20 protein-coding genes are annotated in these 20672 nt (G+C 62.9%); 11 read left to right on the top strand and 9 right to left on the bottom strand.

Annotation, left to right across the window (positions count from 1 at the left end):
- Position 1 precedes the first annotated feature (1 nt).
- The 5 genes from GV790_RS22835 to GV790_RS22815 all read right to left on the bottom strand — a co-directional run bounded on the left by GV790_RS22835 (position 2) and on the right by GV790_RS22815 (position 4586).
- Positions 2–862: an ABC transporter permease gene (locus GV790_RS22835; protein WP_163815887.1), complete on the bottom strand. Its 861-nt coding sequence runs from the start codon at positions 860–862 to the stop codon at positions 2–4.
- Position 863: 1 nt separating this feature from the next.
- A complete protein-coding gene (locus GV790_RS22830) occupies positions 864–1718 on the bottom strand; it encodes an MlaE family ABC transporter permease (RefSeq protein WP_163815885.1) in 855 nt (284 codons plus the stop codon).
- A 226-nt stretch (positions 1719–1944) separates the two neighbouring features.
- Positions 1945–2736, bottom strand: a complete 792-nt coding sequence (locus GV790_RS22825) for a hypothetical protein (protein WP_163815883.1) — start codon at positions 2734–2736, stop codon at positions 1945–1947.
- Positions 2737–2795: 59 nt separating this feature from the next.
- Positions 2796–3530 carry a VIT1/CCC1 transporter family protein gene (locus GV790_RS22820; protein ID WP_163815881.1) on the bottom strand — a complete coding sequence of 245 codons (735 nt, stop codon included), beginning with the start codon at positions 3528–3530 and terminating at the stop codon, positions 2796–2798.
- Positions 3531–3539: 9 nt separating this feature from the next.
- Positions 3540–4586, bottom strand: coding sequence for an AraC family transcriptional regulator (locus tag GV790_RS22815; protein ID WP_163815878.1), 1047 nt, complete (start codon positions 4584–4586; stop codon positions 3540–3542).
- Positions 4587–4656: 70 nt separating this feature from the next.
- On the opposite strand from GV790_RS22815, the gene GV790_RS22810 reads away from it, so the two are divergent.
- The 3 genes from GV790_RS22810 (at position 4657) to GV790_RS22800 (ending at position 8491) form a co-directional block, all read left to right on the top strand.
- Positions 4657–6168, top strand: a complete 1512-nt coding sequence (locus GV790_RS22810; protein ID WP_163815876.1) for a flavin-containing monooxygenase — start codon at positions 4657–4659, stop codon at positions 6166–6168.
- Between the two features lie 208 nt (positions 6169–6376).
- Entirely contained in the window at positions 6377–7186 is an 810-nt protein-coding gene (locus tag GV790_RS22805; RefSeq protein WP_163815874.1) for an SAM-dependent methyltransferase, read from the top strand.
- A 30-nt stretch (positions 7187–7216) separates the two neighbouring features.
- On the top strand, positions 7217–8491 hold the full coding sequence (locus GV790_RS22800; protein ID WP_280211933.1) for a sensor domain-containing diguanylate cyclase: 1275 nt from the start codon (positions 7217–7219) through the stop codon (positions 8489–8491).
- A 13-nt stretch (positions 8492–8504) separates the two neighbouring features.
- Here GV790_RS22800 and GV790_RS22795 read toward each other — a convergent pair whose 3' ends face one another.
- The gene (locus GV790_RS22795) at positions 8505–9206 is read right to left on the bottom strand and encodes a metal-dependent hydrolase (RefSeq protein WP_163815870.1); all 702 of its coding nucleotides are present in this window, start codon (positions 9204–9206) and stop codon (positions 8505–8507) included.
- 543 nt (positions 9207–9749) lie between these two features.
- Here GV790_RS22795 and GV790_RS22790 point away from each other — a divergent pair.
- Complete coding sequence (locus GV790_RS22790; RefSeq protein ID WP_163815868.1) at positions 9750–10553, top strand: SDR family oxidoreductase; 804 nt, start codon at positions 9750–9752, stop codon at positions 10551–10553.
- Positions 10554–10599: 46 nt separating this feature from the next.
- Here GV790_RS22790 and GV790_RS22785 read toward each other — a convergent pair whose 3' ends face one another.
- Complete coding sequence (locus GV790_RS22785; RefSeq protein ID WP_256673472.1) at positions 10600–11796, bottom strand: MFS transporter; 1197 nt, start codon at positions 11794–11796, stop codon at positions 10600–10602.
- Positions 11797–12060: 264 nt separating this feature from the next.
- Positions 12061–12537 (bottom strand): RrF2 family transcriptional regulator, encoded by a 477-nt coding sequence (locus GV790_RS22780; RefSeq protein ID WP_163815866.1) that lies wholly within the window; start codon positions 12535–12537, stop codon positions 12061–12063.
- A gap of 126 nt (positions 12538–12663) precedes the next feature.
- Here GV790_RS22780 and GV790_RS22775 point away from each other — a divergent pair, with 126 nt between their 5' ends.
- The 4 genes from GV790_RS22775 (at position 12664) to GV790_RS22760 (ending at position 16391) form a co-directional block, all read left to right on the top strand.
- A complete protein-coding gene (locus GV790_RS22775) occupies positions 12664–14067 on the top strand; it encodes a recombinase family protein (protein WP_163815864.1) in 1404 nt (467 codons plus the stop codon).
- A 652-nt stretch (positions 14068–14719) separates the two neighbouring features.
- On the top strand, positions 14720–14926 hold the full coding sequence (locus GV790_RS22770; RefSeq protein WP_163815862.1) for a helix-turn-helix domain-containing protein: 207 nt from the start codon (positions 14720–14722) through the stop codon (positions 14924–14926).
- Positions 14927–15219: 293 nt separating this feature from the next.
- Positions 15220–15651: a hypothetical protein gene (locus GV790_RS22765; protein WP_163815860.1), complete on the top strand. Its 432-nt coding sequence runs from the start codon at positions 15220–15222 to the stop codon at positions 15649–15651.
- Positions 15648–16391 (top strand): helix-turn-helix domain-containing protein, encoded by a 744-nt coding sequence (locus GV790_RS22760; protein ID WP_163815858.1) that lies wholly within the window; start codon positions 15648–15650, stop codon positions 16389–16391. The genes GV790_RS22765 and GV790_RS22760 overlap by 4 nt, the downstream gene beginning before the upstream one ends.
- A gap of 409 nt (positions 16392–16800) precedes the next feature.
- On the opposite strand, the gene GV790_RS22755 is transcribed toward GV790_RS22760, so the two are convergent.
- Positions 16801–17121 (bottom strand): hypothetical protein, encoded by a 321-nt coding sequence (locus tag GV790_RS22755; RefSeq protein ID WP_163815856.1) that lies wholly within the window; start codon positions 17119–17121, stop codon positions 16801–16803.
- Positions 17122–17326: 205 nt separating this feature from the next.
- Here GV790_RS22755 and GV790_RS22750 point away from each other — a divergent pair, with 205 nt between their 5' ends.
- The 3 genes from GV790_RS22750 to GV790_RS31915 all read left to right on the top strand — a co-directional run bounded on the left by GV790_RS22750 (position 17327) and on the right by GV790_RS31915 (position 20565).
- Positions 17327–17686 carry an NUMOD4 domain-containing protein gene (locus GV790_RS22750; RefSeq protein ID WP_163815854.1) on the top strand — a complete coding sequence of 120 codons (360 nt, stop codon included), beginning with the start codon at positions 17327–17329 and terminating at the stop codon, positions 17684–17686.
- A 1804-nt stretch (positions 17687–19490) separates the two neighbouring features.
- Entirely contained in the window at positions 19491–20183 is a 693-nt protein-coding gene (locus tag GV790_RS22745; protein WP_163815852.1) for a hypothetical protein, read from the top strand.
- Between the two features lie 88 nt (positions 20184–20271).
- Positions 20272–20565, top strand: coding sequence for an NUMOD4 domain-containing protein (locus tag GV790_RS31915; protein ID WP_163815850.1), 294 nt, complete (start codon positions 20272–20274; stop codon positions 20563–20565).
- Positions 20566–20672 lie beyond the last annotated feature (107 nt).

Below are 20672 nucleotides of genomic sequence, written 5' to 3'. Positions count from 1 at the left end.
CCTATCCGGAGATCCGCAGACCCGGGTCGATACCCCAGATCGCCAGTGTGAGCAGAAGATTCGCGAAGACGACCACGATGATGGTGGCCTTGATCGCCTTACCGGCCGCCACGCCGACGCCCTCTGGTCCACCCGAGGCGACGAACCCGTAGTAGCACTGGATGAACGTCGCCAGCAGCACGAAGACCACGACCTTGAGCACCGAGTACGCGATGTCCACCGGGTTGAGGAACTGATGGAAGTAGTGGTCGAAGGTGCCGAGGGTGGTGCCGCCGAGGAACAGGATCGACAGTTCGGTGGTGAGGTAGGCGATCGCCAAGCCGATGCTGTAGAGCGGCACGATCGCCACCATCGCCGCCAGCATCCGGGTGCTGATCAGATACGGCAGCGGCCGGATCGCGATGGATTCCAGGGCGTCGACCTCCTCCGAGATCCGCATCGAGCCGAGCTGCGCGGTGAACCGGCAGCCGGCCTGCGCGGCGAAGGCCAACGTCGCCAGCAGCGGAGCCAGCTCCCGTGTGGTGGCGAACCCGGAGACCGCGCCGGTCAACGGGGCCATGGTGAGCAGCTCGAGTGCGGTGTGCGATTCCATGCCGACGGTGATGCCGCCGAAGCCGCACAGGATCAGCACAACGCCCGCCGTGCCGCCGCCGACGACGAGCGATCCGTTTCCCCAGGTCACATCGGTGATCAGGCGCAGAAGTTCCTTGCGGTAGTGGCGCAGCACGAACGGCATGGCGGCCATCGACTGCACCAGGACCAGACCGATATGCCCGAGCCGGACACTGGCCCGTGCCGGTCCGGCGACCGCGACGGCGAGTGCGCGGGCGGGGCGCAGCAACGGCGGTGTGTAGGAGCTCATCTCAGAGCACCTTCGCCGGGAACAGCGTGTTGTAGATCTGGGTGATGACGATATTGGTGGCGAACAGCACGATCGCCGAGGTGACCACCGCGGAGTTGACCGCGTTCGCCACCCCGGCCGGACCGCCCTTGGCATTGAGCCCGGTATCGCAGGCGATGACGGCGGTGAGCGCCCCGAAGATCGCCGCCTTCACGATCGCGACGACGAGGTCGGCGGCCACCGCGAACGAGGCGAAGGTGCTGACGTAGGAACCGGGCGTCCCGGACTGGACGTAGACGTTGAACACGTAGCCGGTGGCGAAGCCGACGAAGACGACGAACCCGCACAGCAGCATGCTGATCAGCACCGCCGCCAGCAGCCGCGGCGCCACCAACCGGCGAACCGGGTCGACCCCCATCACCCGCATCGCATCGATTTCCTCGCGAATGGTGCGTGAACCCAGATCCGCGCACATCGCCGAGCCGACCGCACCCGCGATCATCAGCGACGCCACCAGCGGCGCCCCCTGCCGAATGATGCCGAGACCATTGACCGCCCCGATGAAGGTGGTCGCGCCGACCTGGCTGACCAGCGAGCCGACCTGAATCGACACCACCACCGCGATGGGAATCGCGATGAGCAGCGTCGGCGCCGCCGACACGTTGGCCATGAAGGCGGCCTGCTGTACGAATTCCCGCCCTGGAAAGCGCCGTCGCGCAAGCGAAGTGAACAGTTCGGCGAAGGCCCGGCCGGTCATGGTGACCTGTCGCCCGGCCGTCTCCACCGAACGCTGCGGATGGTCGCGCCAGTAATCGAGCCCGAACCTGATTACTCGTTCCCGGTCCGTCGGATCGGCAAGTTCCCCGGTACTGATCATGCAGCCGCCTTTGGCTAGGTAGAGCGCCTCGACCCCCGTGCCCCGCCGCCATTCCTACGGTGGCGAAGCGAATTGTCTGAGACAGTAGCAAGCGTACGTGTTGACCGCTACCTTTTCGCGAGACTTTCCGGCATGTGCGGGAATGAGCCGGGCGACGGCAAACGGCCCAGACCCGAATAGCGGTCCGGCAAGACCTGCGGCGTCGATCGAGTCGACGATCCGACCGTCAGTCGTCGAACGTCGGGATCTCGATATCCAGGACGGACCGGGTCAATTCATCCAACTGATGCATGGCCGCGCCGGCATCGAGTGCCTCCAGGTCGTCGACCTCGGCGCGCAGCACGTCGAGCTCGGCCAGCAGGGCCGCGGCATCGTCGGTGACGGGCATCTGGTCGTTCGATGGCTCGCAGGGCTGCCAGGAGATGGCTTCCTGCCACCAGCCGTCCCGGCGGGCCCACGACCAGGTGACCTTGCGCGCGAGCGGCGCGTCGTCGGTGAGCAGGCGGAAGTGCAGACCGCCGGTGCGGTGGGTCAGTTCGAGGATGCCGTCGGGCAACTGTCTGATACGGAGCTGGACATCGTGGTTGCGGGCCAGCGTCAGCGCTGGATCGTCCAGACTGCGGCGCTCCGGGATCAGCAGGTCCACCAGCGGTTCTGTCACGGTCGGGAACGCATGCGGTCCGGCTTTGACGGGCACCCGCGCCGCCGCGCGCGGATGGTGCAGGCGCCGGGCGTCGACCTCGAAGACGGCCAGGTCACGGGTGGCGGTCAGGCGCAACGCGGCGCACAGATCGGTGAGCAGATCGCCGGATCCGGCACGCAGCAGCAGCCCACGCCCGTCGGGCGGTTGCAAGATCGTCAGTGGCGCCGGCCGACGCCGCAGCTGCGCGGCCACGATGCCGACCACCGGCAACGGTGCGGTGGATTCCGGCCGGTCCAGGATCGCCCGGTACTGCCCGAAAGCCTGTTCCGGCGAATCCGTTCCGGCGGCGGGCAATACGGCGAACACTGAACTCACCCGCCAAGTACAGCACCAACCGCCCCGGCATGCCCGGGCACTGCGCCGAAATCGACCCCTCAGATGCCGGAGACGTCCGCGAGCTGGCCGACTCCGTAGGTGATCGCCATGGCCAAGGCCCCACCGAGCACCACCCGCAGCACCGCCCGGCCGCGATGGCTGCCACCGAGCCGGGCGCTGATCGACCCGGTGAGGGCGAGCGCGACGAGCACCGCCGCGAACGTCACCGGGATGCGAAGATGGGTGGGCGGCAACAGTATTGCCAGCAGTGGCAGTAGCGCGCCGACGGTGAAGGCGACGGCCGAGGAGAACGCCGCATGCCACGGGTTGGTGAGTTCTTCGGGGTTCAAACCCAATTCGGCTTCGGCGTGCGCGGTGAAGGCATCGTGTGCGGTGAGTTCCTCGGCGACTCGGCGGGCGGTCTCCGGTGACAATCCCTTGGCCCGGTAGATCGCGGTCAACTCGGCGAGCTCGGATTCCGGTTCCTCACGCAACTCCCGGCGCTCCTTGGCCAGTAGCGCCTTCTCGGAATCGCGTTGGGTGCTCACCGAGACGTACTCGCCGACCGCCATCGAAATCGCTCCCGCACTCAATCCGGCGATGCCAGCGGTGAAAATGGTGCTGGTGGCGGTGTTCGCGGCGGCAACACCGACCACGAGCCCGGCCGTCGAGACGATGCCGTCGTTCGCGCCGAGCACGCCGGCGCGCAACCAGTTCAACCGCGTCGCCAAGGTCGCGGTGTGCGGTTCACCGCGGTGCTGCGCCGCGCCGTCGATCTCGCTCGATGGGTCCATAGCCGCAGCCTATGCCCGGGCGGCCGGTGCCGGGGCGCCCTGTTCACGGGCCAGGCCGGGATCGTTGCGGATCGCCGTCGGCGGGCTGCCCCACCAGCGGCGGCAGCAGCGGGTGAGCGTGGCCTGTTCGGTGAGGCCGACGAGGGAGGCGATCTGACTCATGGAGATATCGGTGGTGGTGAGGTAGCGGCGGGTTTCGCTGCGGCGCACATCGTCGAGCACGGCGGCGAAGGTGGTGCCCTCGGCACTGAGCCTGCGTTGCAGAGTGCGCGGATGCATCGTCAGCAGCCCGGCCACCACGGCGATTTCCGGTGGTGTGGTGCCGAGCAGCTGTTTGACGGCGGCGCGCACCGTCGGCACCACCGAGCTGCCGGTGGCGGCGTTCTGCTGGGCCAGGAACTCCATGGCCAGCCGGTGCAGGTTCTCGTCACCACCGCTGAGCTGGCGTGCGGCAAGGCTGCTCGGCACGCGCAGCAGCGCATCGCGGCGCCCGGCCCGCACCGGCGCGCCGAAGAAGGCCTCGTACACCGACAGCGGTGCGGGTGGCCGATACGGCAATTCCACCGAGCGCAGGCCGTAGCGATCGCCGGTCAACCGCTGGATCGTGCGGTGCATGAAGGCGAGGCCGAGATCGGTGCCCTGAACCGGTGTCGCCGTGGCGGCTCGCACGCCATAGCGCAACGCCATCACGCCGCGTTCGCCGTACGGGTCGGGGTCGAGCGACAGGCTCAGCGAGCGCGCGTGCACGAACAGGTACCGGGAACCGCATTCGAGGACGTCGGCCAGGGTGGGCGAACTGCGGATGGCCAGCGCCAGCGGACCGAGCATGGCCAGATCCTGGCGCGCCGACATGCGTAAGCCCAGGTCGGGGCAGTCCAGCCGGTGCGCGGCCAGTTCCAGCACCGCCGCCACCGCCTGATCGGAGACCAGTAGGTCGTCGGTGTCCAGGGCGGCGACCGGCAGCCCGCACGCGGTGGCCAGCTCCTCGGCGTCGCCGCCGAGCTCGGCGACCGTGGCCCGGAAGCCGCGCAGACCGGCGGAACGAATCACCGACATGTCGCCCAGAATCAAATACTTGTCGCGTGAAGTCAAGTGGAGCGGACCCGAGCCCCGCACACTGGAGTCCATGACCGAGACCGTTGTTGCTCCGGAACACCTGGATGTGGTGATCGTCGGCGCCGGCCTGTCCGGCATCGGCGCCGCCTACCGGTTGCAGACAGAATGCCCCGGCAAGTCCTACGCCGTGCTCGAGGCCCGCGACGCCATGGGCGGCACCTGGGACCTGTTCCGTTACCCGGGTATCCGCTCCGACTCGGACATGTTCACGCTCGGCTATCCGTTCAAGCCATGGCGCGATGCCAAGTCCATCGCCGACGGCCCCTCGATCCTGCGCTACATCACCGAGACCGCCGCCGAGAACGGCATCGACCGCAATATCCGCTACCGGACCAAGGTCGTCGGCGCCGAATGGTCCAGCGATACCGCGCGCTGGACCCTCACCCTGGAACAGCGCGACGAGCACGGCGCGGTCGAACAGCGCGAGCTGACCTGCGAATTCCTCTACGCCTGCGCCGGCTACTACGACTACGACCAGCCCCACGCGCCGGAATTCCCCGGCATCGAGAGTTTCGCCGGCACCGTGGTGCATCCGCAGTTCTGGCCGGAGGAACTGGATTACACGGGCAAGCGGGTGGTCGTTATCGGCAGCGGCGCCACCGCCGTCACGCTGGTGCCGTCGATGGCCGAGCAGGCCGAACTGGTCACCATGCTGCAACGCTCACCCACCTGGATCAGCCCGGTGCCCGGCCGCGACAAGGTGGCCGACCGGATCAGGGCCACGCTGCCGCCGAATCTCGCGCACCGGCTCATCCGGACCAAGAACATCCTGTTCAACGTCGGTTTCTATCAGTACTGCCGTCGGCGTCCGGAGGCCGCGCGCAAGCTGCTCACCGGCCTGACCGCCCGGATTCTGAAGGACGAGCAGGCCGTCGCCGAACACTTCACGCCGAGCTACGACCCGTGGGATCAGCGGCTGTGTGCGGCGCCGGACGCCGATTTCTTCAAGGCCATCCGCAAGGGTAAGGCCGAGGTCGTCACCGACCGGATCGACACCTTCGTCCCGGAGGGGATCCGGCTGACGTCCGGGCGCGTCCTGCCCGCGGACGTGGTGATCACCGCGACCGGCCTGCAACTGCTGGCCTTCGGCGGCATCACACCCGTGGTGGACGGACGCCGGGTGCAACTGTCGCAGCAGTTCGTATGGCAGGGCGCGATGCTCACCGGCGTACCGAATTTCGCCGTCTGCATCGGCTACACCAACGCCTCCTGGACCCTGCGCGCCGACCTGACCTCGCGGCTGATCTGCAAGGTCATCAAGCACATGGACCGCAATGGTTACGCGGCCGTGGTGCCGCGCCCGGATGGCCGGCTCGACGAGCGTCCGCTGCTGGATCTGGCCTCGGGCTACATCCAGCGCTCCATCGGCGAGTTCCCGCGCCAGGGCGATCGGCATCCGTGGAAGGTGCGGCAGAACTATCTGCTCGACTCCGCCACCACGATGCGCACCGACCTCGGCAAGACGCTCGCGCCGACGCCGCGTTCGGCGGTGCGGATTCCGGTCGACGTTCCGGCGCGCTGACCGCTGCCGCGACACGCGCGTCGACGTGAAAAGTCAACCAGCGCACAATGATTGAATCCGAAACGACCTCGGCGTCGCGGCCCGGTCCGCGGAGGGTTGTCGGTGGGGCGGGCTATCATGCGCTTGGTTCGTTCGGGTTGAACGGGCACACAGGTCGTGCCGCGCTCGGCGCGGGGCGAGCCGCGATCGTCGAGGCAGAGGGGTATCGATGGACAGGCCGGCGTGGGCGCCCGAGGGCGTGGATATGCAGCAGGCGAGCCCGGCACGGATGTACGACGCCCTACTCGGCGGCTCGCACAACTTCGAGGTCGACCGGCGCGCGGCGGAGATGGGCACCAAGCTGGTGCCCGACCTACCACGGTTGGCCTTGAGCAACCGGGCCTTCCTGCGCCGGGCCGTGCGCTATCTGGTGCAGGCCGGAGTCACGCAATTCCTCGATATCGGCTCCGGCATCCCGACGGCCGGCAATGTGCACGAGATCGCCACGGAGCTCGACCCGAGCAGCCGAGTGCTCTACGTCGATATCGACCCGGTCGCCGTGGCCCACTCCCGGGCCATCCTCGGCGATGCCGAGCAGGCGGCGGCCATCGAAGGTGATCTGCGCAAGCCCGCCGATCTGCTGGCGGCGGTCCACGACACCGGGCTCATCGATGTCGACCGCCCGGTCGCGGTCCTGCTGGTGGCGGTGTTGCACCTGGTCGCCGATGCCGACGACCCGGCGGGCAAGGTCGCCGAACTCCGCGCCGCCGTACCGGCCGGCAGCTACGTCGCGATCTCGCATCTGACCTCGGCGCTGCGCCCCGACGACGCCGCCCAGCTCGGCGCCTCGGCCGCCAACGACAACCGGGTGGGCATCCACTTCCGCTCCCGCGACGCCATCGAGGCTATGTTCGAAGGATGGGACCTGGTCGAGCCGGGTGTGGTGGAGCTGCCTGCCTGGCGGCCCGAATCCGAGCGCGATCAGCACGAAGCACCCGGCCGCTCGCTCGGCTTGGCGGGGCTCGCGCGCAAGGCCTGAACCAGGGCGGCAGGGGATGTGGCAGGGGGTGTGAGCGTGGGTGCCGGTGAGCTCGCGGTGGTGTGGGCCGATGCGCTCGACGGTGCGGTGGCGCCGGCGCTCACCCGCGACCGGATCGAGGAACTGCTGGCCGAGTTGGCCGGGCAACTCGTCGCGGCGCTGCGGGCGCAGACCGAACCGCACGCGGTGCGGGAGACGGCAGCGGCCCTCGTCGCCGCGAACTATCGCGACCCGCAGGTGGTGGGGCGAACCATCCCGGTGATCTTCGGTGCGATGGCCGAGCACGTCGGCCGAGCCGATGGCGCTCCGGAAGCGGTGCGTGAACGTGCCGTGCTGGTCGCGGCCGAATTCGCCACCGGATTCACCGCCGCCTTGCGCTCGGTGGCGCTGACCGAGCAGGAAGCCACGCTGGCCGCGGCGCTCGGGGCGGCGCGCACGGCCGAATCCCGGCGCGAGTTGTCGGAGGCCCGCTTCGCCGCGGTGTTCGCCGGTGCGTCGGTCGGCATCGGCACCGTCGACGTCAACGGGCGAGTCCTCGATGTGAACGCGGCACTGGCCGAGATGCTCGGCCTGTCGGCGGAATCCATGCCGGGGCGTCCGGTGGCCGAGCTGGTGGGCGAGGCGAATATCGGGCAGGCCTACGCCCAGATGAAACAACTGCTCGAGGGCACCATCGACCGGTTCCGGCTGGAAACCGATCACCTGCGCAGCGATGGCACCATCGCGTGCCTCGATCTGTCGATGTCCGCGGTGCGCGACCATACCGGCCGGGTGCGGTTCCTGATCGGCGTCGCGGTCGACGTCACCGATCGTAAAATGCTGGCCGACCAGCTCTGGTACGACGCCAACCACGACGGTCTCACCGGACTGCCCAATCGCGGTCTGTTCTTCGACCGGCTCGCCTGCGCCACCCCACCCGTCGGCGTCTGCTATCTGGATCTGGACGGGTTCAAGGAAGTCAACGATGAGTGGGGGCACACCATCGGCGACAAGGTGCTGCGCGTGGTCGGCGAACGTCTCCAGGAGGGGGTGGCCGCGGTCGGTGGGCTCGCGGCGCGCATCGGCGGCGACGAATTCATCGTCATGGTCGAACAGTGCACCGGCGAAGACCAGCTCACCGCGTTGCGTACGGACCTGCTCGCCGCGCTGATGCGCCCGATGATGATCGGGCACCGGCCCATCACCATCGGCGCCAGCATCGGCACCGTGTACCTCGAGGAACCGCCCGCGGCCGTGGACGAAACCATGCACGCGGCCGATACCGCGATGTACCGGAACAAGCCGTCACGATCGCGGGCACAGTAGTCGTCGCGCGCGGTTACGGCACGGTGTGCAGGTAGAGCAGGGCGACGGTGGCCAGCGTCATCGCCGGCGTCAGTAGCCAGGTCTCGATCTTGTTGCCGGTGCGCGAGATCAGCGGGATGCCGATGCGCGTGCCCACCGGCCACAACAGCGGACAGCCCTTATCGGTGAGGCAGTCGCCGATGATGTGGATCAGCACACCGAGCCCGATGGCGAACGGTAACCAGGGCGGCACGTCGGGCAGCCAGCGCGCCATGAGCAGCGTGCCGCCGCCGGCCAGGAGAACGCACGGGCCATAGGCCTTCAGTGAATCACCGGACGGGCACAGATGCAGGGCGCGCGCGCCGAGCGCCAGCATGAAGAAGATCAGCCCGAAGGTGAAGTACTTGCCCCACACATGCTGCCCTGCCCAGGTGGCCCAGCCCGCCAGTAGCACGAACAGCAGACTGTGCGTGCCATGCCGATGCCCGCCGGACACCGCGGAAACCCCTTGGGACACCAGGTGACTCACCGGACCGAGCGAATGCGAGATGGTGCCCTTCGGATGGTCGATATCGGGCAGCAGCGCCGCGCCCGCGGTGATGATGGTGCCGAGCACCAGCTCCATCGCGCTCACCCGCACCGGGCCCTGCACCAATTCCAGGACGGCGACCGGCGCCATGGTCGCCGTGGCCGCGAAGGCCAGCGCCCCGCTGGTGGCATGCGAGTGCCCGAGCATGCTGTGCTGTTCCCCCCAACCGGTGGACCGTCATGTGCCCGAACAACTTAGCAACACGCACCGACAAGTCGGTTTCCGCGCGACTACCTGCGGATCCTTGCCCGAGCGGGAAGGCATTCGATGTGTGCCACCGCGGGAAACGCCCGGCCGCACCGAACTCGCCGTCATGACGGTGCGGGCGAATCCGGAACTGTCCGAAGCCGATACCGAGGCGCGCCGTTGCCGTCATGATGGGGCAGTCGGTCGCCGGTGCGATCCGAGAGCAGGGGGAGATGGGGATGGAAGAACGACGTCCATGGCTCACGCCGATTCCGCGGTACGAGCCGCCGGCCTACCCGTATGCGCCGGAACGGTTACGCCCCATGGCGCGCCGTGGCTCCGATCCAGCCGTGCCGAGCGCGCGGACCGCGGCACCGGGGGCGCGGTCGAGCGGCGATCACGGCCGCGCTTTCGCGGCTCGGCCATATCCGATACATTCCTGTATCGAACGATGCGTAGGCGCGAGATCGCCGGTGCCACCGGCGGTCGAGGATCGGGGCGAGCATGACGAAAACCGCGGTGGTGACCGGCGCGTCGTCGGGTATCGGGCGCGCGACCGCGCGACTGCTGGCCGAGCGCGGCTATCGGGTGATCGGCACCAGCCGCAACCCCGACACGATCGCCGAACATGATCGGATCGCGGGCGTGGAGTACCGCGCGCTCGACCTGACCGATCCCGCGTCGATCGAGGCGTTCGGCGCCGGCCTCGGCCCCGTCGACGTGCTGGTGAACAATGCGGGGGAGAGCCAATCCGGGCCGATCGAAGAGCTGCCCCTGGACGCGATCGAGCGGGTCTTCCAGGTCAATGTCTTCGGTCAGGTCCGGCTGGCGCAGCTGGTGTTGCCCGGTATGCGGGCGCGCGGTTACGGGCGCATCATCATGGTCGGCTCGATGCTGGCGAGTTTCCCGCTGGCCTACCGGTCCTCGTATGTGGCGGCCAAGGCGGCGCTCAAGGGTTTCGCCGACGCGGCCCGGTTGGAGACCTCGCCGTTCGGGGTGTGGATCAGCACGGTCGAGCCCGGCTCGATCAGCACCGGCATCGGCGAGCGCCGCACCAAATACATCGGCGAGGATTCGCCCTACCTGGCCGATTTCCACACCATGATCGACCGGCTCGACCGCAACGAACGTGCCGGCATTCCACCCGAACAGGTCGCGGCCCTGATCCTGCGCGCCATCGAAGCGGGCACACCGAAGCCGTTGTACGCCACCGGGAGCCGAGCGCCGCTGGTCTTCCTGTTGCGCAGGCTGCTTCCCGGGACGGTGATCGAGAAGGTCGTGGCCCGCTCACACGGCTTACGCCGCTGATGTTTCGGTTGGTGCGTGACGGTCCACGTTCACCACGTACCGGCTCTTACCGGCGATTCCGAGGAGCACCGCTGACCAGCAGAAAAATCAACGCCGACACGGCAATCGACGCGCCGAGACCGAAGATGAGGCCGCGTTGCGCCGTCACCGCCGCGCCGCCGAGCACGGTGCCGAGACCGATCCCGGTATAGATCGCCGAGGCGTTCAGCGACACCACCAGCGGCGCTTCCGCGGGAGCCGCGTCGATCAGGCGATGTTGCTGGGCGGGCGTCTGACACCAGGTGCCCGCGCCCCACACCAGCACCAGCAGTCCGACCAGTGCGGGCACACGCAGATCGGACATCGCGACCCCCATCAGCGCCGCCAGGGCGAGGGCCATGCTCGTGTACCCGATCGCCAGCACCCGAGTCGCGCCCCAGCGATCGGTCGCGTAGCCCGAAGCCAGATTGCCCGCCACCGCACCTGCGCCGTACAGGAACAGCATCAGCGCATGGCCCGAGACACCGACGCTCGCCAGCGCGGGCACGGTGTACGCGTAGGCCACGTAACCGGCCGCCATTCCGATCACCGTCAATGGCAGGATCGCCGCGACCGCCGGTTTCGCCAGTACCGCCAGCCGCGCCCGCACCGGAACCCGCGGATTTCCCGGCAGCGGTGGGAGCAGCCGCAACAGACAGAGCGCCACCAGCGCACACAGCGCCGCGACGATCCCCAGCGCGGCCCGCCAATCGAGCCACTGCACCGCCACATTGCCCAGCGGCACACCGAGGGCGGTGGCGACCGTCAACCCACCGACGACGATGGCCAGTGCCCGCGCCCGCAGTCGCGGCGACACCAGCGCCGCACTCACCGCGCCCGCATTCGGGGTGTAGACCGCGGCCCCGAGCGCCGCGAGCACCCGGGCGCCCAGCAGGAACGTGATCCCCGGCGCCATCGCCGAGCCGAGATTGGCCACCGCGAGCACGATCAGCGCCGCCACCAGTAGCGCCCTGCGCGGAATCCGCGCGGTCAGTGTCGCCAGCAGCGGCGCGGTCAGCGCGTACGCGACCGCGAACACCGTGATCGACAGCCCCGCCGTCGCCGTGGACACCGCGAGGGATGCGGCCATATCCGGCAGAAACCCGGCCACCACGAACGCATCGGTACCGACGGCGAAGGTCCCGAGCCCGAGCATCCACACCGCCCCGAGCCCACCCGAGCTGCGTTCGCTCGTGCCGGTTTCGCTCGTATCGCGTCCGCTCATGCTGCGCTCGTCGCCGAGCTCATGCGGGCCGGCGCCACCCGCGTCGGTCCCGCTCGCGACGGCACCACCCGCCCCGGTCCCACCCGCGCCGGCATCACTCGCGCCGGTCCGGCCCGCGCCCGGCCAACTCGCGACGGATCCGTTCGAGCCGAGTCTGCCCGGGGCGCTACCGGGAACAGCATCCGTGCTTCCGCGGTGCGTTATCGGGATATCTGACATCCCCATTCTCCTCACGTGTGCACCCGCCGCCTGGGCGGCTGCGTGCTAGTTCATCTGCGCATAAGTGCGCCGGGTCCATTCGGCGGTGCTCGCGGGCGTCTGTGCCATCAGATCGGCGATGGTCGTCGCGGCGAGTTCGCGCCGCCAGGCCAGTTCGGCCCTGCGCATGGCGGTGGCAACGCCGCAGGGGCGAGCGAAACGCGACGCGGGTGCCGTGCTGCCCGCGCCGTCGCGGCGGATCTCGGTGCACCGGAAGGCCTCGTCCGGCCCTTCGATCGCGCTCACCACATCCATCAGGGTGATCCGCTCGGGGCGGCGCGCGAGTTCGAAACCGCCGCGCGCGCCGGGGATCGATGTCAGGATCTGTGCGCGCACCAGATCCTGGAGCCGCTTCTTCAGGTACTGCTGCGGCAGGTCGAACCATTGCGCGAGCCGGGTGGTGGGGATCGGTCCCTGATCCTCGAGCCACGCAATGGTGAGGCAGCAGTGGATGCCCCATTCGACGCCCTCGCCCATCCGCATGAAGGGGATACTACATGTACCGATTAAGTCCTGTCGGGCGGGTGCGCTAGCGTCGGGGCATGCGGCTTCATGTGGGATGTGCGATGTGGCAGCACAAGCGCCGCAAGTACAGCTAAGGTGGTTACCATGTCTGACCAGGGGAAACGCGCCAGAATCTATGCGCGCGTGTCGCAGGACTCTACCGGCGAAGCACGATCAGTAGCCGAGCAGGTAGCCGAATGCACGGCAGAGTGCGAGCGGCAAGGATGGTTGATCGCGGGGATCTACACCGACAACGACATTGGCGCATCCAGACACACCAATGGCCGAAAGCACAGGCCGGGTTTCGAGTCGCTAAAACAGGAACTCCAACCGGGTGATGTGCTGGTTACATGGGAGTCTTCCAGGGTTACACGCGAACTGGGCACCTACAACGAGTTGAGGGAGCTTTGCTCCAGTCGCGGTGTGTCCTGGTCGTACAAGGGCCGCATCTATGACCTGAGTAATTCGTCTGACCGTTTCATTACGGGGCTCGACGTGTTGTCTGCTGAACGATACGCGGACGAGCTAAAGGAACGGGTTCAACGTGCTATGAACGCTAATCTCGTTGCCGGTAAGCCCCACGGTAAACCACCGTATGGATATAAGGCCACATACGGTGATGCTGGCGTATTCCTGAACTGGGTAATTGTTCCCGATCAGGCGGAAGTGATCAGAGGTGCGGCAGATACGATGCTCAATGGCGGTTCGCTGTCTGCCTACGCTAAGGATTTGAATGCTCGTGGTGTCCCTGCACCATCAGGAGGTAAATGGGACCATACGATAATTCGGCGTGTACTTCTGAATCCGTCCACCGCAGGTTTCCGCACTCACTACCGTAAGATTAGCGGTAGGGGCACGTGGGAACCGATTATTACCGAGGAAGAGCACTACAGGCTGGTGGGTTTGTTAACGAACCCTGTTCGGTTGAAGCACCGGGGCACTGATCCTAAGAACATCTGTTCTTTGATTGCCGTTTGCGGGGTTTGTGGCGGTAAGGTTCGATCCAAGACAAATCGCGGCATCCAATACTACTCGTGTAAAGAGAACTCATGTAAGGGTGTGTGGCGCGCTGTTCACTATGTAGACCCGATCGTCAAGGAAACAGTTTTGCTGTGGCTGGAACGGTTCAACGTTGGAGAGTTCATCAGACGCCAGGGTTCAACTGATATCAGCAGCATTGTGGATGAGGTCAATTCGGTACGCGGCAGGCTTGTTGAGCTTGAATCAGAATTTGAGGCCGGGAATGTTTCGGCGGCTGCGTTTGGGCGATTGGAGCGTAAGCTTTTGGATAGGATTTCGGATCTAGAATCGGGGCTTGCTGGCAGTGTGTTGCCAGTTGGCGTTATCGAGGCGGCTGGACCGGATGCTAGGGGCTATTGGGAGGGGTTGACTGTGCGGGCGCGCAAGTCGTTGGTTAAGGCTGTTGTGGAGCCGGTTTTGCTGCCATTTTCTGGTCGGGTGTCATCGTTGCGTCCTGAGTTGATTGAGTTCCGATGGACGTATACGTAACAGGGTTTGTTATCAGAGGATGAGGGCTGACGCTTTTGGCGTCGGCCCTTTTCCTGTCCTCGCCGGGTGCAATAGATTTGGATGATTGGATGTAACCGTATTGTTCGGCGCAGTAGTCCCAAGCGCGAAGATACTTACCAACGGTCGGATGTGATACGCCAGCAGTCTTGGCGAACTGTGCAGCGCTAACCTTGGTAACTTCTGAAAGTTCTTTCTGATGTTCCCGACCCTGACCGGCCCTAGGTTCAACCCATCTAGCTACCTTTGCCGCATACTTCCAATCTCCACCATGCTTAACGAACTGCCCGAACGCTCTAGCATCGTTGTGGTATGTCGCGGTAGCGACGCTACCTGTCGTGTTGTCACAAAGTGTAGGCCACGTACTGCTACTGTCTTCGTCAGACGACATCAGATAGCACAACCGGAGTGCATTAGCTGAAGGCATTCAGCGAAACCGGATCGAACCAACAACACCGTTGGTCGATACCGATGCAGCACCACACCGAGGAATCGCTATCCATGTCCCCACTATCCCCTAACGTGCTCGAACACTGCCGACAAGTCGTAGCAGCAGCACCAACACCAAGCCAGGAAGCCCTACACCGAATCGCTCGGCTACTGCAAACATCCACCACCCAGGAGGCGACTACCCGTGCCGCTGCCTGAAACAGTCGCTATCGACCACGTGTACACCGCTCCCGAAGTGGCAGCCAGACTGCGGGTTACAGCCCGGACCGTTGACAACATGATCAAGGACGGACGACTACGAGGCTTCAAGGCCGGGAACGGCTATCGGATCAAGGCGACCGTTCTTGCAGCGTTCATGGATGGCGATAACCGGACTCTCAACCATCGTTGAGCGTTCGGCCGGCACTGGCATCCTCCCAGGTGAAACCGGCTAGCTCGATGACCTGCAACCGTCCGTAACCGGACCAGCCTCTAGTTCCGCTCCTCGCCTACCCTCTCCTATCCCCAACCCACCCTGAGCCGTCTACGGCCATTCCATCCCCCTTTTTCGGGCTATCAGGGCTATTCGATTGGAGATACACCTATGTCCACTGCCGACGTTCGAGCCGCACTTAACCGTCTCGGCGCAACCATTGATTACGAAATCCACAATTCGAATGACTCCCGACAGGAGAATGCTAAGTGATGACAGCACGTGAGTTCATAGCTCAAACAATCCGCGACCATGCGGACGCTAACGGTGAAGTACCGGCCAAGCTGGTAATGCAATTGGCTATGGAAGCTGGCTATAAGGCGGCAACGATCAGTGTCGCTAGGTCTAGTGGCGGTTTCCGTACACGCAAAGTCGGCAAGTTGAATGTGTGGTCTATGCCTGCCGACACGGAACGGGCAGACGAGGGGCAGCCGTCATTGTTTGATGCGCAGGACCAGACACAAGCGCCAGTAGACCAGATGGACGTCTGGCAGCTACACGACAGGGTGCGTCGGCTAGAAGTTGCGTTCCTAACGTACGTCATGCATCAGCGGGCAGTGCCGGACATGGAAAAGGTTCAGAACGCGATCCTGGATATTGATCACATGCGTACCGAGCTTGCACAGGACGTGATGGGAAAATGAGCAAAGAACGGCTTATCGAAGTCAAACGCCATTACGCGCCTGAATCGAACTACAGCAAGACTGGTAACAGTTTCGCTCGCGGGAATCTCTCCCCGAGAGGTAAAGCCGTTGTCCTCTACCTGTTGTCCCATAAGGATGGATACCACCCCAGTAAGGCACAGATGCAGAAGGATATGGGCATGCACAAGAACGCCATTCTTGGGGGAATTGATGACGCGGAAGCCTGTGGGTATCTAGTTCGGCAACCAGTGTTCGGGCATCGCGGCGGGAGGGTGAACACGGTCTACCACGTTGCAGACTGCCGTTTCAGCCCCGAAGATCGAGAGAAGTTGTCGGAACCGATCAATGCCGGTAGGGCGGATAACGCCCATAGGGCAGGTGAGCAGTGGGCGGATAACGCCCATATCGGTGGGCGGATAACGCCCAACATAGAAGACCATGAGAAGACTATTCTAAATAATAAGACTATTCTAGATCGGCCTACGCCCGATCCTGCAAATAGTTCAATCTCGCCTGACGGCTCGGACGCGGAAGAAGAGACTAGGGTGGACGACCTAAGAGGTGAGATAATCAGCGACGCTACAAGAGTCTTTGGACCCGATGAAGTAAGAAGGCATCTCCCGAAGCTATGGAACAGCGTTGGAGGGTCCGGCAAGATACACGAATCCCAGGATGAAAGAAGGCTGCTGCAACTGGCTAGGAAGCTGAGGGGCATGGATATGCGGGTTAGCGCAGACTGAATTAGATTCCATAGAGACGAATAGGGGAACAGTTCTCGAAAGCTTACAGAGCAAGCTAGAGCCCGTTTCGGGCGTTTCTGTTCCCCTTCCGCGTCATCTTTCCGAAGGACAGATATCCCAAATGCCTTCCGAACCACAAACGACTGTCACCACAATTACCACCTTCAAAGGTGACACGATCGACGCCCTGATAGATGTTGAGCCAGACGGAACGCTATCCATTCTGACGGCAGAGGTGCAGGGTGTTGGTTCAGCCCATCTCGGTTATGCTCGCTCGTTCTTCGGTCAGCCGGTGGTTCAAGAGCTGACGAAGCGGTACACGAACACGTCTGGTCAGTTGAGGGTGTTGACGTGCTGGTTCCCTTCCTCCGCGTCATGAGGCGTAGCCGATAACGTTTGCTGGATGCTGCTACTTGGGTAGTCGGTTGTGGATCACTTTCACTGTCTCCGTCATCGCATCCAACTTGCTGTTGATTTCGGTGAACCTGTCACCCACTCCCCAAGGATGGCTAGTTAATCCCTGCTGGCTATCGCCGAGTCTGGCGGAAATATTTCCGATAGCTTGCATGACTTCTTCGTGGTTGGCGTCAAGTTGGCTGCCTATGGCTTGAATCTCGGATGTGATCGAACGGAACTCGGTCTTAATGTCTGCGAGTTCGTCCCGTGTTTCGAGTTTGGAATCTATTAGGGCGTCGAGTTGGGTTAGAAGGTCGTCGTCACTGTTGGTCATGGTATCCCTCCTGGCTAGCTGGATTCTAGCAGCCTCGCCAATACACCATTTCGCTTTGAAAGTCTCTCAGAATTGAAATCAGGCGGTATTAAGTATGTCTACAACACCCGACTATCCATGCAGTGGATGCGGTGAATACACAACACCAGTGTTCGAGTCGGAGACAAGTCCTCACGCCTTCTGCCCTTGTGGAACGTATCGAGTGATGCGGGAAGAAGCTACTACCGATCCAATCTATGACGTGTTGCGTGTATCTGAGCGGATGAAGCTACGCGGTAGAGCAGCAGCGTTAGCGAATGCCAACCTGTATCGGGTAGATGGAACTGAGGTAGAAGTATCGCAGTCCGACATGGAGACGTTCAAACCGATTCCGGGGTTCCCTGACTATCTGATCAGTGCGTCAGGTGTGGTGAAGTCGGTTACCCGTGTCGATAAACGTGGAGTGATGCGGGTAGGTCAGGAACTCAAACACCGTGAAAATGGCGTGGTGTATTTGCGTCGAGGTGGTAAGCCGTTTGGCAGGTCTGTACGTAAGTTGGTTCGGCAAACCTTCGGCCAGGTTTGATGGTGGAGGGGTATCTAGGTTCAACTGTGAAGCCGATTTGGAGCCACGGCACAGGGGTTAAAACTATGGTTCCACCCTGTAGGTGAAACTTGTGATTGGTGTGTGGGTCGGTACAACCTTGTCGCCTAGATAAGTCCATTGCGTTTCCTCCCCCACACACTGACGCTCACTAGAGCAAAGCCAAAGTGATAGGCAAGGGCCTCTAGTTCGGTATGTACGCCGGGCTAGAGGCCCTTCCCTTTTAACCCAGAGAATGCCTTATATGCGGCAATGAAAGCGTGAACGGAGGTACCAGCATGAGCCCAGACAACTGGGTGTACGAGCACTCAGCCGCCGCAGTAATTGGACGCAGCCCTGAAACACTCCGCCGATGGTACAGACTCGGCCTAATCAGTCAACGCAAGAAGTCCGGCATCTACCAGTACCGGCTATCCGAACTGAAAACAGCCAAGGAACAACGCGGCGGCTACGCAGACAGAGACACCACACGATGAGAGTTTGGAAACCGAACTACATAGGTGCACCAGGTGAAACGCTGTACCACGGCACATCGGAAAAGCATCTAGATGCGATACAGCGGGACGGACTCCAACCCCGCAACCCCAAAGCCCTCGCCAACGATCCAGTAGCCGTCTACCTCGCTGTAGACCCACGCATGGCGAAACTGTATTCCACAAGCAGAAGCAAAACCGGTGTTGTTCTAGAGGTCGATGTGTCTGGGCTTCCAATGCTGCGGATTCTGGCCGGAGAACGATGCTGTCTCGCAAATATACCACCTGACCGCATCACCCTTCTTGAACGAGTCGCTTGGGAAAAACCAACGACATCAGCATTCCAACTCATGTTGAGCACTTACGCCCATGACAACGTTCACTACAAGCAGGAAGCAACTCCAAATGGACCACATACAGCAGCTTAAACAGCTAGCTATCCTCGCAACTCAATACGAAGCCAAAGAACGTGAAGTGATCACAGAGCATGCCGGCAACAGTTGGCACGGCGCATACGGAACCGTAAACCCAAACGCTGACATGCCCGAACCCGTACCAGACCATGTTTACGCCAACATTCACCAATGGTCTAACAGCAAATAAGGACAGCAATCATGTTCCCAAACCGACGACATCTCTACAGGTACGACCTAACCGAGGCCCTTAAAGCAGACCTCAACGGCGAACCAGACCCACTAAAAGCCAACGTGGAAGCCTTGAAACAGGCTCTGAATACGCCCCCAAGCGAACTACTCGACACCGACAGTGAAGCGCTAGCGGAAGCCATACGGGATGAATACGCGGGTCGGAATGACCTACGAGACACCCTGATGGCCAGGTTCGACAACCCCGACCATGGAATGCACTCCAGAGCCCCATACGGGGCGTATAACGCTGATGCAGAGACCACAGGCGAGAGATTGCGGCGCGAAAACCTCGACTGGTTTAAGGCACAAAACCAGCAAGCTGGTTCAGACCTCGAATTTCGGCCAGCCGGTAGCAACGACCTAAACGGGTCGTTTGAACATCTAGCCAACGGCCCCGGAATCTAACCAATAGACCCGAAAGGAACGAACCAAATGTCTGACAAAGAACGGTGGCGACTCACAGCCGCTCAAATCATCGCAGATTTGAACAACTATGACCTCGAAGAACCCCACCACTCGCCGAATTATGCACCCCAACAGGAGCACGATCCGGATTCGGAGGCACTTCTCAAAGCAACTGAAAACGCCTTCAACCGAAGGTAGATCACGCTCCGCCTACAGCGGACACTCACACAACAGAGAAGAATCAACAATTAGGAGCCATGCATGATTCACGACCGATACCATTACTGGACGGGTGAAATTCGTTCGATCGTTCAGGCAGGATGCACCGTTACCGACCGATACAACAGCATTCAACAGCGACTATCGGAATGCCTCAACGACGCGAATCCATACCGGCAACAGTTGATCAACGCCGTTGTAAACCCGGAAATTGATGCGAACATTCCTGAACTTATCGCACTCAGCCAAGCCTACTCAAACAGCTCCCACGGAAACGACGACGTTCTGAAGGTGGCGCTTGACGCACTGATTGCCGACTACCGCACGAACAGCTCTCAGCAGAACTGGAATCTGATCAAGAGAAAGTTCGACAACGCCGCTCAACGTTTCACGAAAGCCGTTCAGATCATCGACCCAGATGAGTCTGCCGAGACGATTGTGAAGCTGAGCGAAAAGGAACGACAAGCATGGATGGACGGCAAGACCCTTGCAGCGGAGCTAGACAGCTACGTGCCGGTCATCCGGTCCTTGTTCTACCTGTCAGGACGGCATATCGTGGGAAGGGATTCACGCCTGCCACTGATCGCAGACACAGACACGGTAGAACCTGAATTGATTTGGTCAGCATACGACGAAAAGAATAGCTGGAAAGCCCTTGCAGAGGCAGGGGTAAAAATCCGCATGCTTGACAAGCCAGAGGACTACAGAACGCTCAACCGTCCAGCCGCCGAATAGGCACAACTAAACCGTCACATTCAGCCCCCTAATGCACAGGTCCCAGCATTAGGGGGCTCTATTGTGCTATCAAACGGAGAAAACAATAATGACTCAACGATGGATGCCGATCCCCGGATACGTTGGACACTACGAGGTAAGCGACCAAGGATGCATACGCAGCATCAAACGAGAACCCCATAAGATCATGAAGGCTAGGGAATCGTCCCGAAGTGGATACATGCGGATCAACCTGAACAAGGATGGCGTTAAACGCACACACGATGTGCATACACTGGTCGCCAGCGCGTTCCTAGGCCCAAAACCCGAAGGATGCCGGGGGGTTATCCATCTGTCGGGTGACTACTCAGACAACCGACTGGTCAACCTGAAATATGAGTGACTCAAAGACCCGTTTGACGTGCGATTATGGGTGTTCTAGGGGTCGAATCTAGGGGCTCGGGGGGTGAATATGGGCGTTGCGGGGAGATTTCGGCCGGGGCCCGAGAC

This window comes from Nocardia cyriacigeorgica (assembly GCF_010858045.1).
Classification (GTDB): Bacteria; Actinomycetota; Actinomycetes; order Mycobacteriales; family Mycobacteriaceae; genus Nocardia; species Nocardia cyriacigeorgica_E.
Note: the sequence above shows the minus strand (reverse complement) of the source record. Positions and strands in the feature narration are given on the sequence as shown.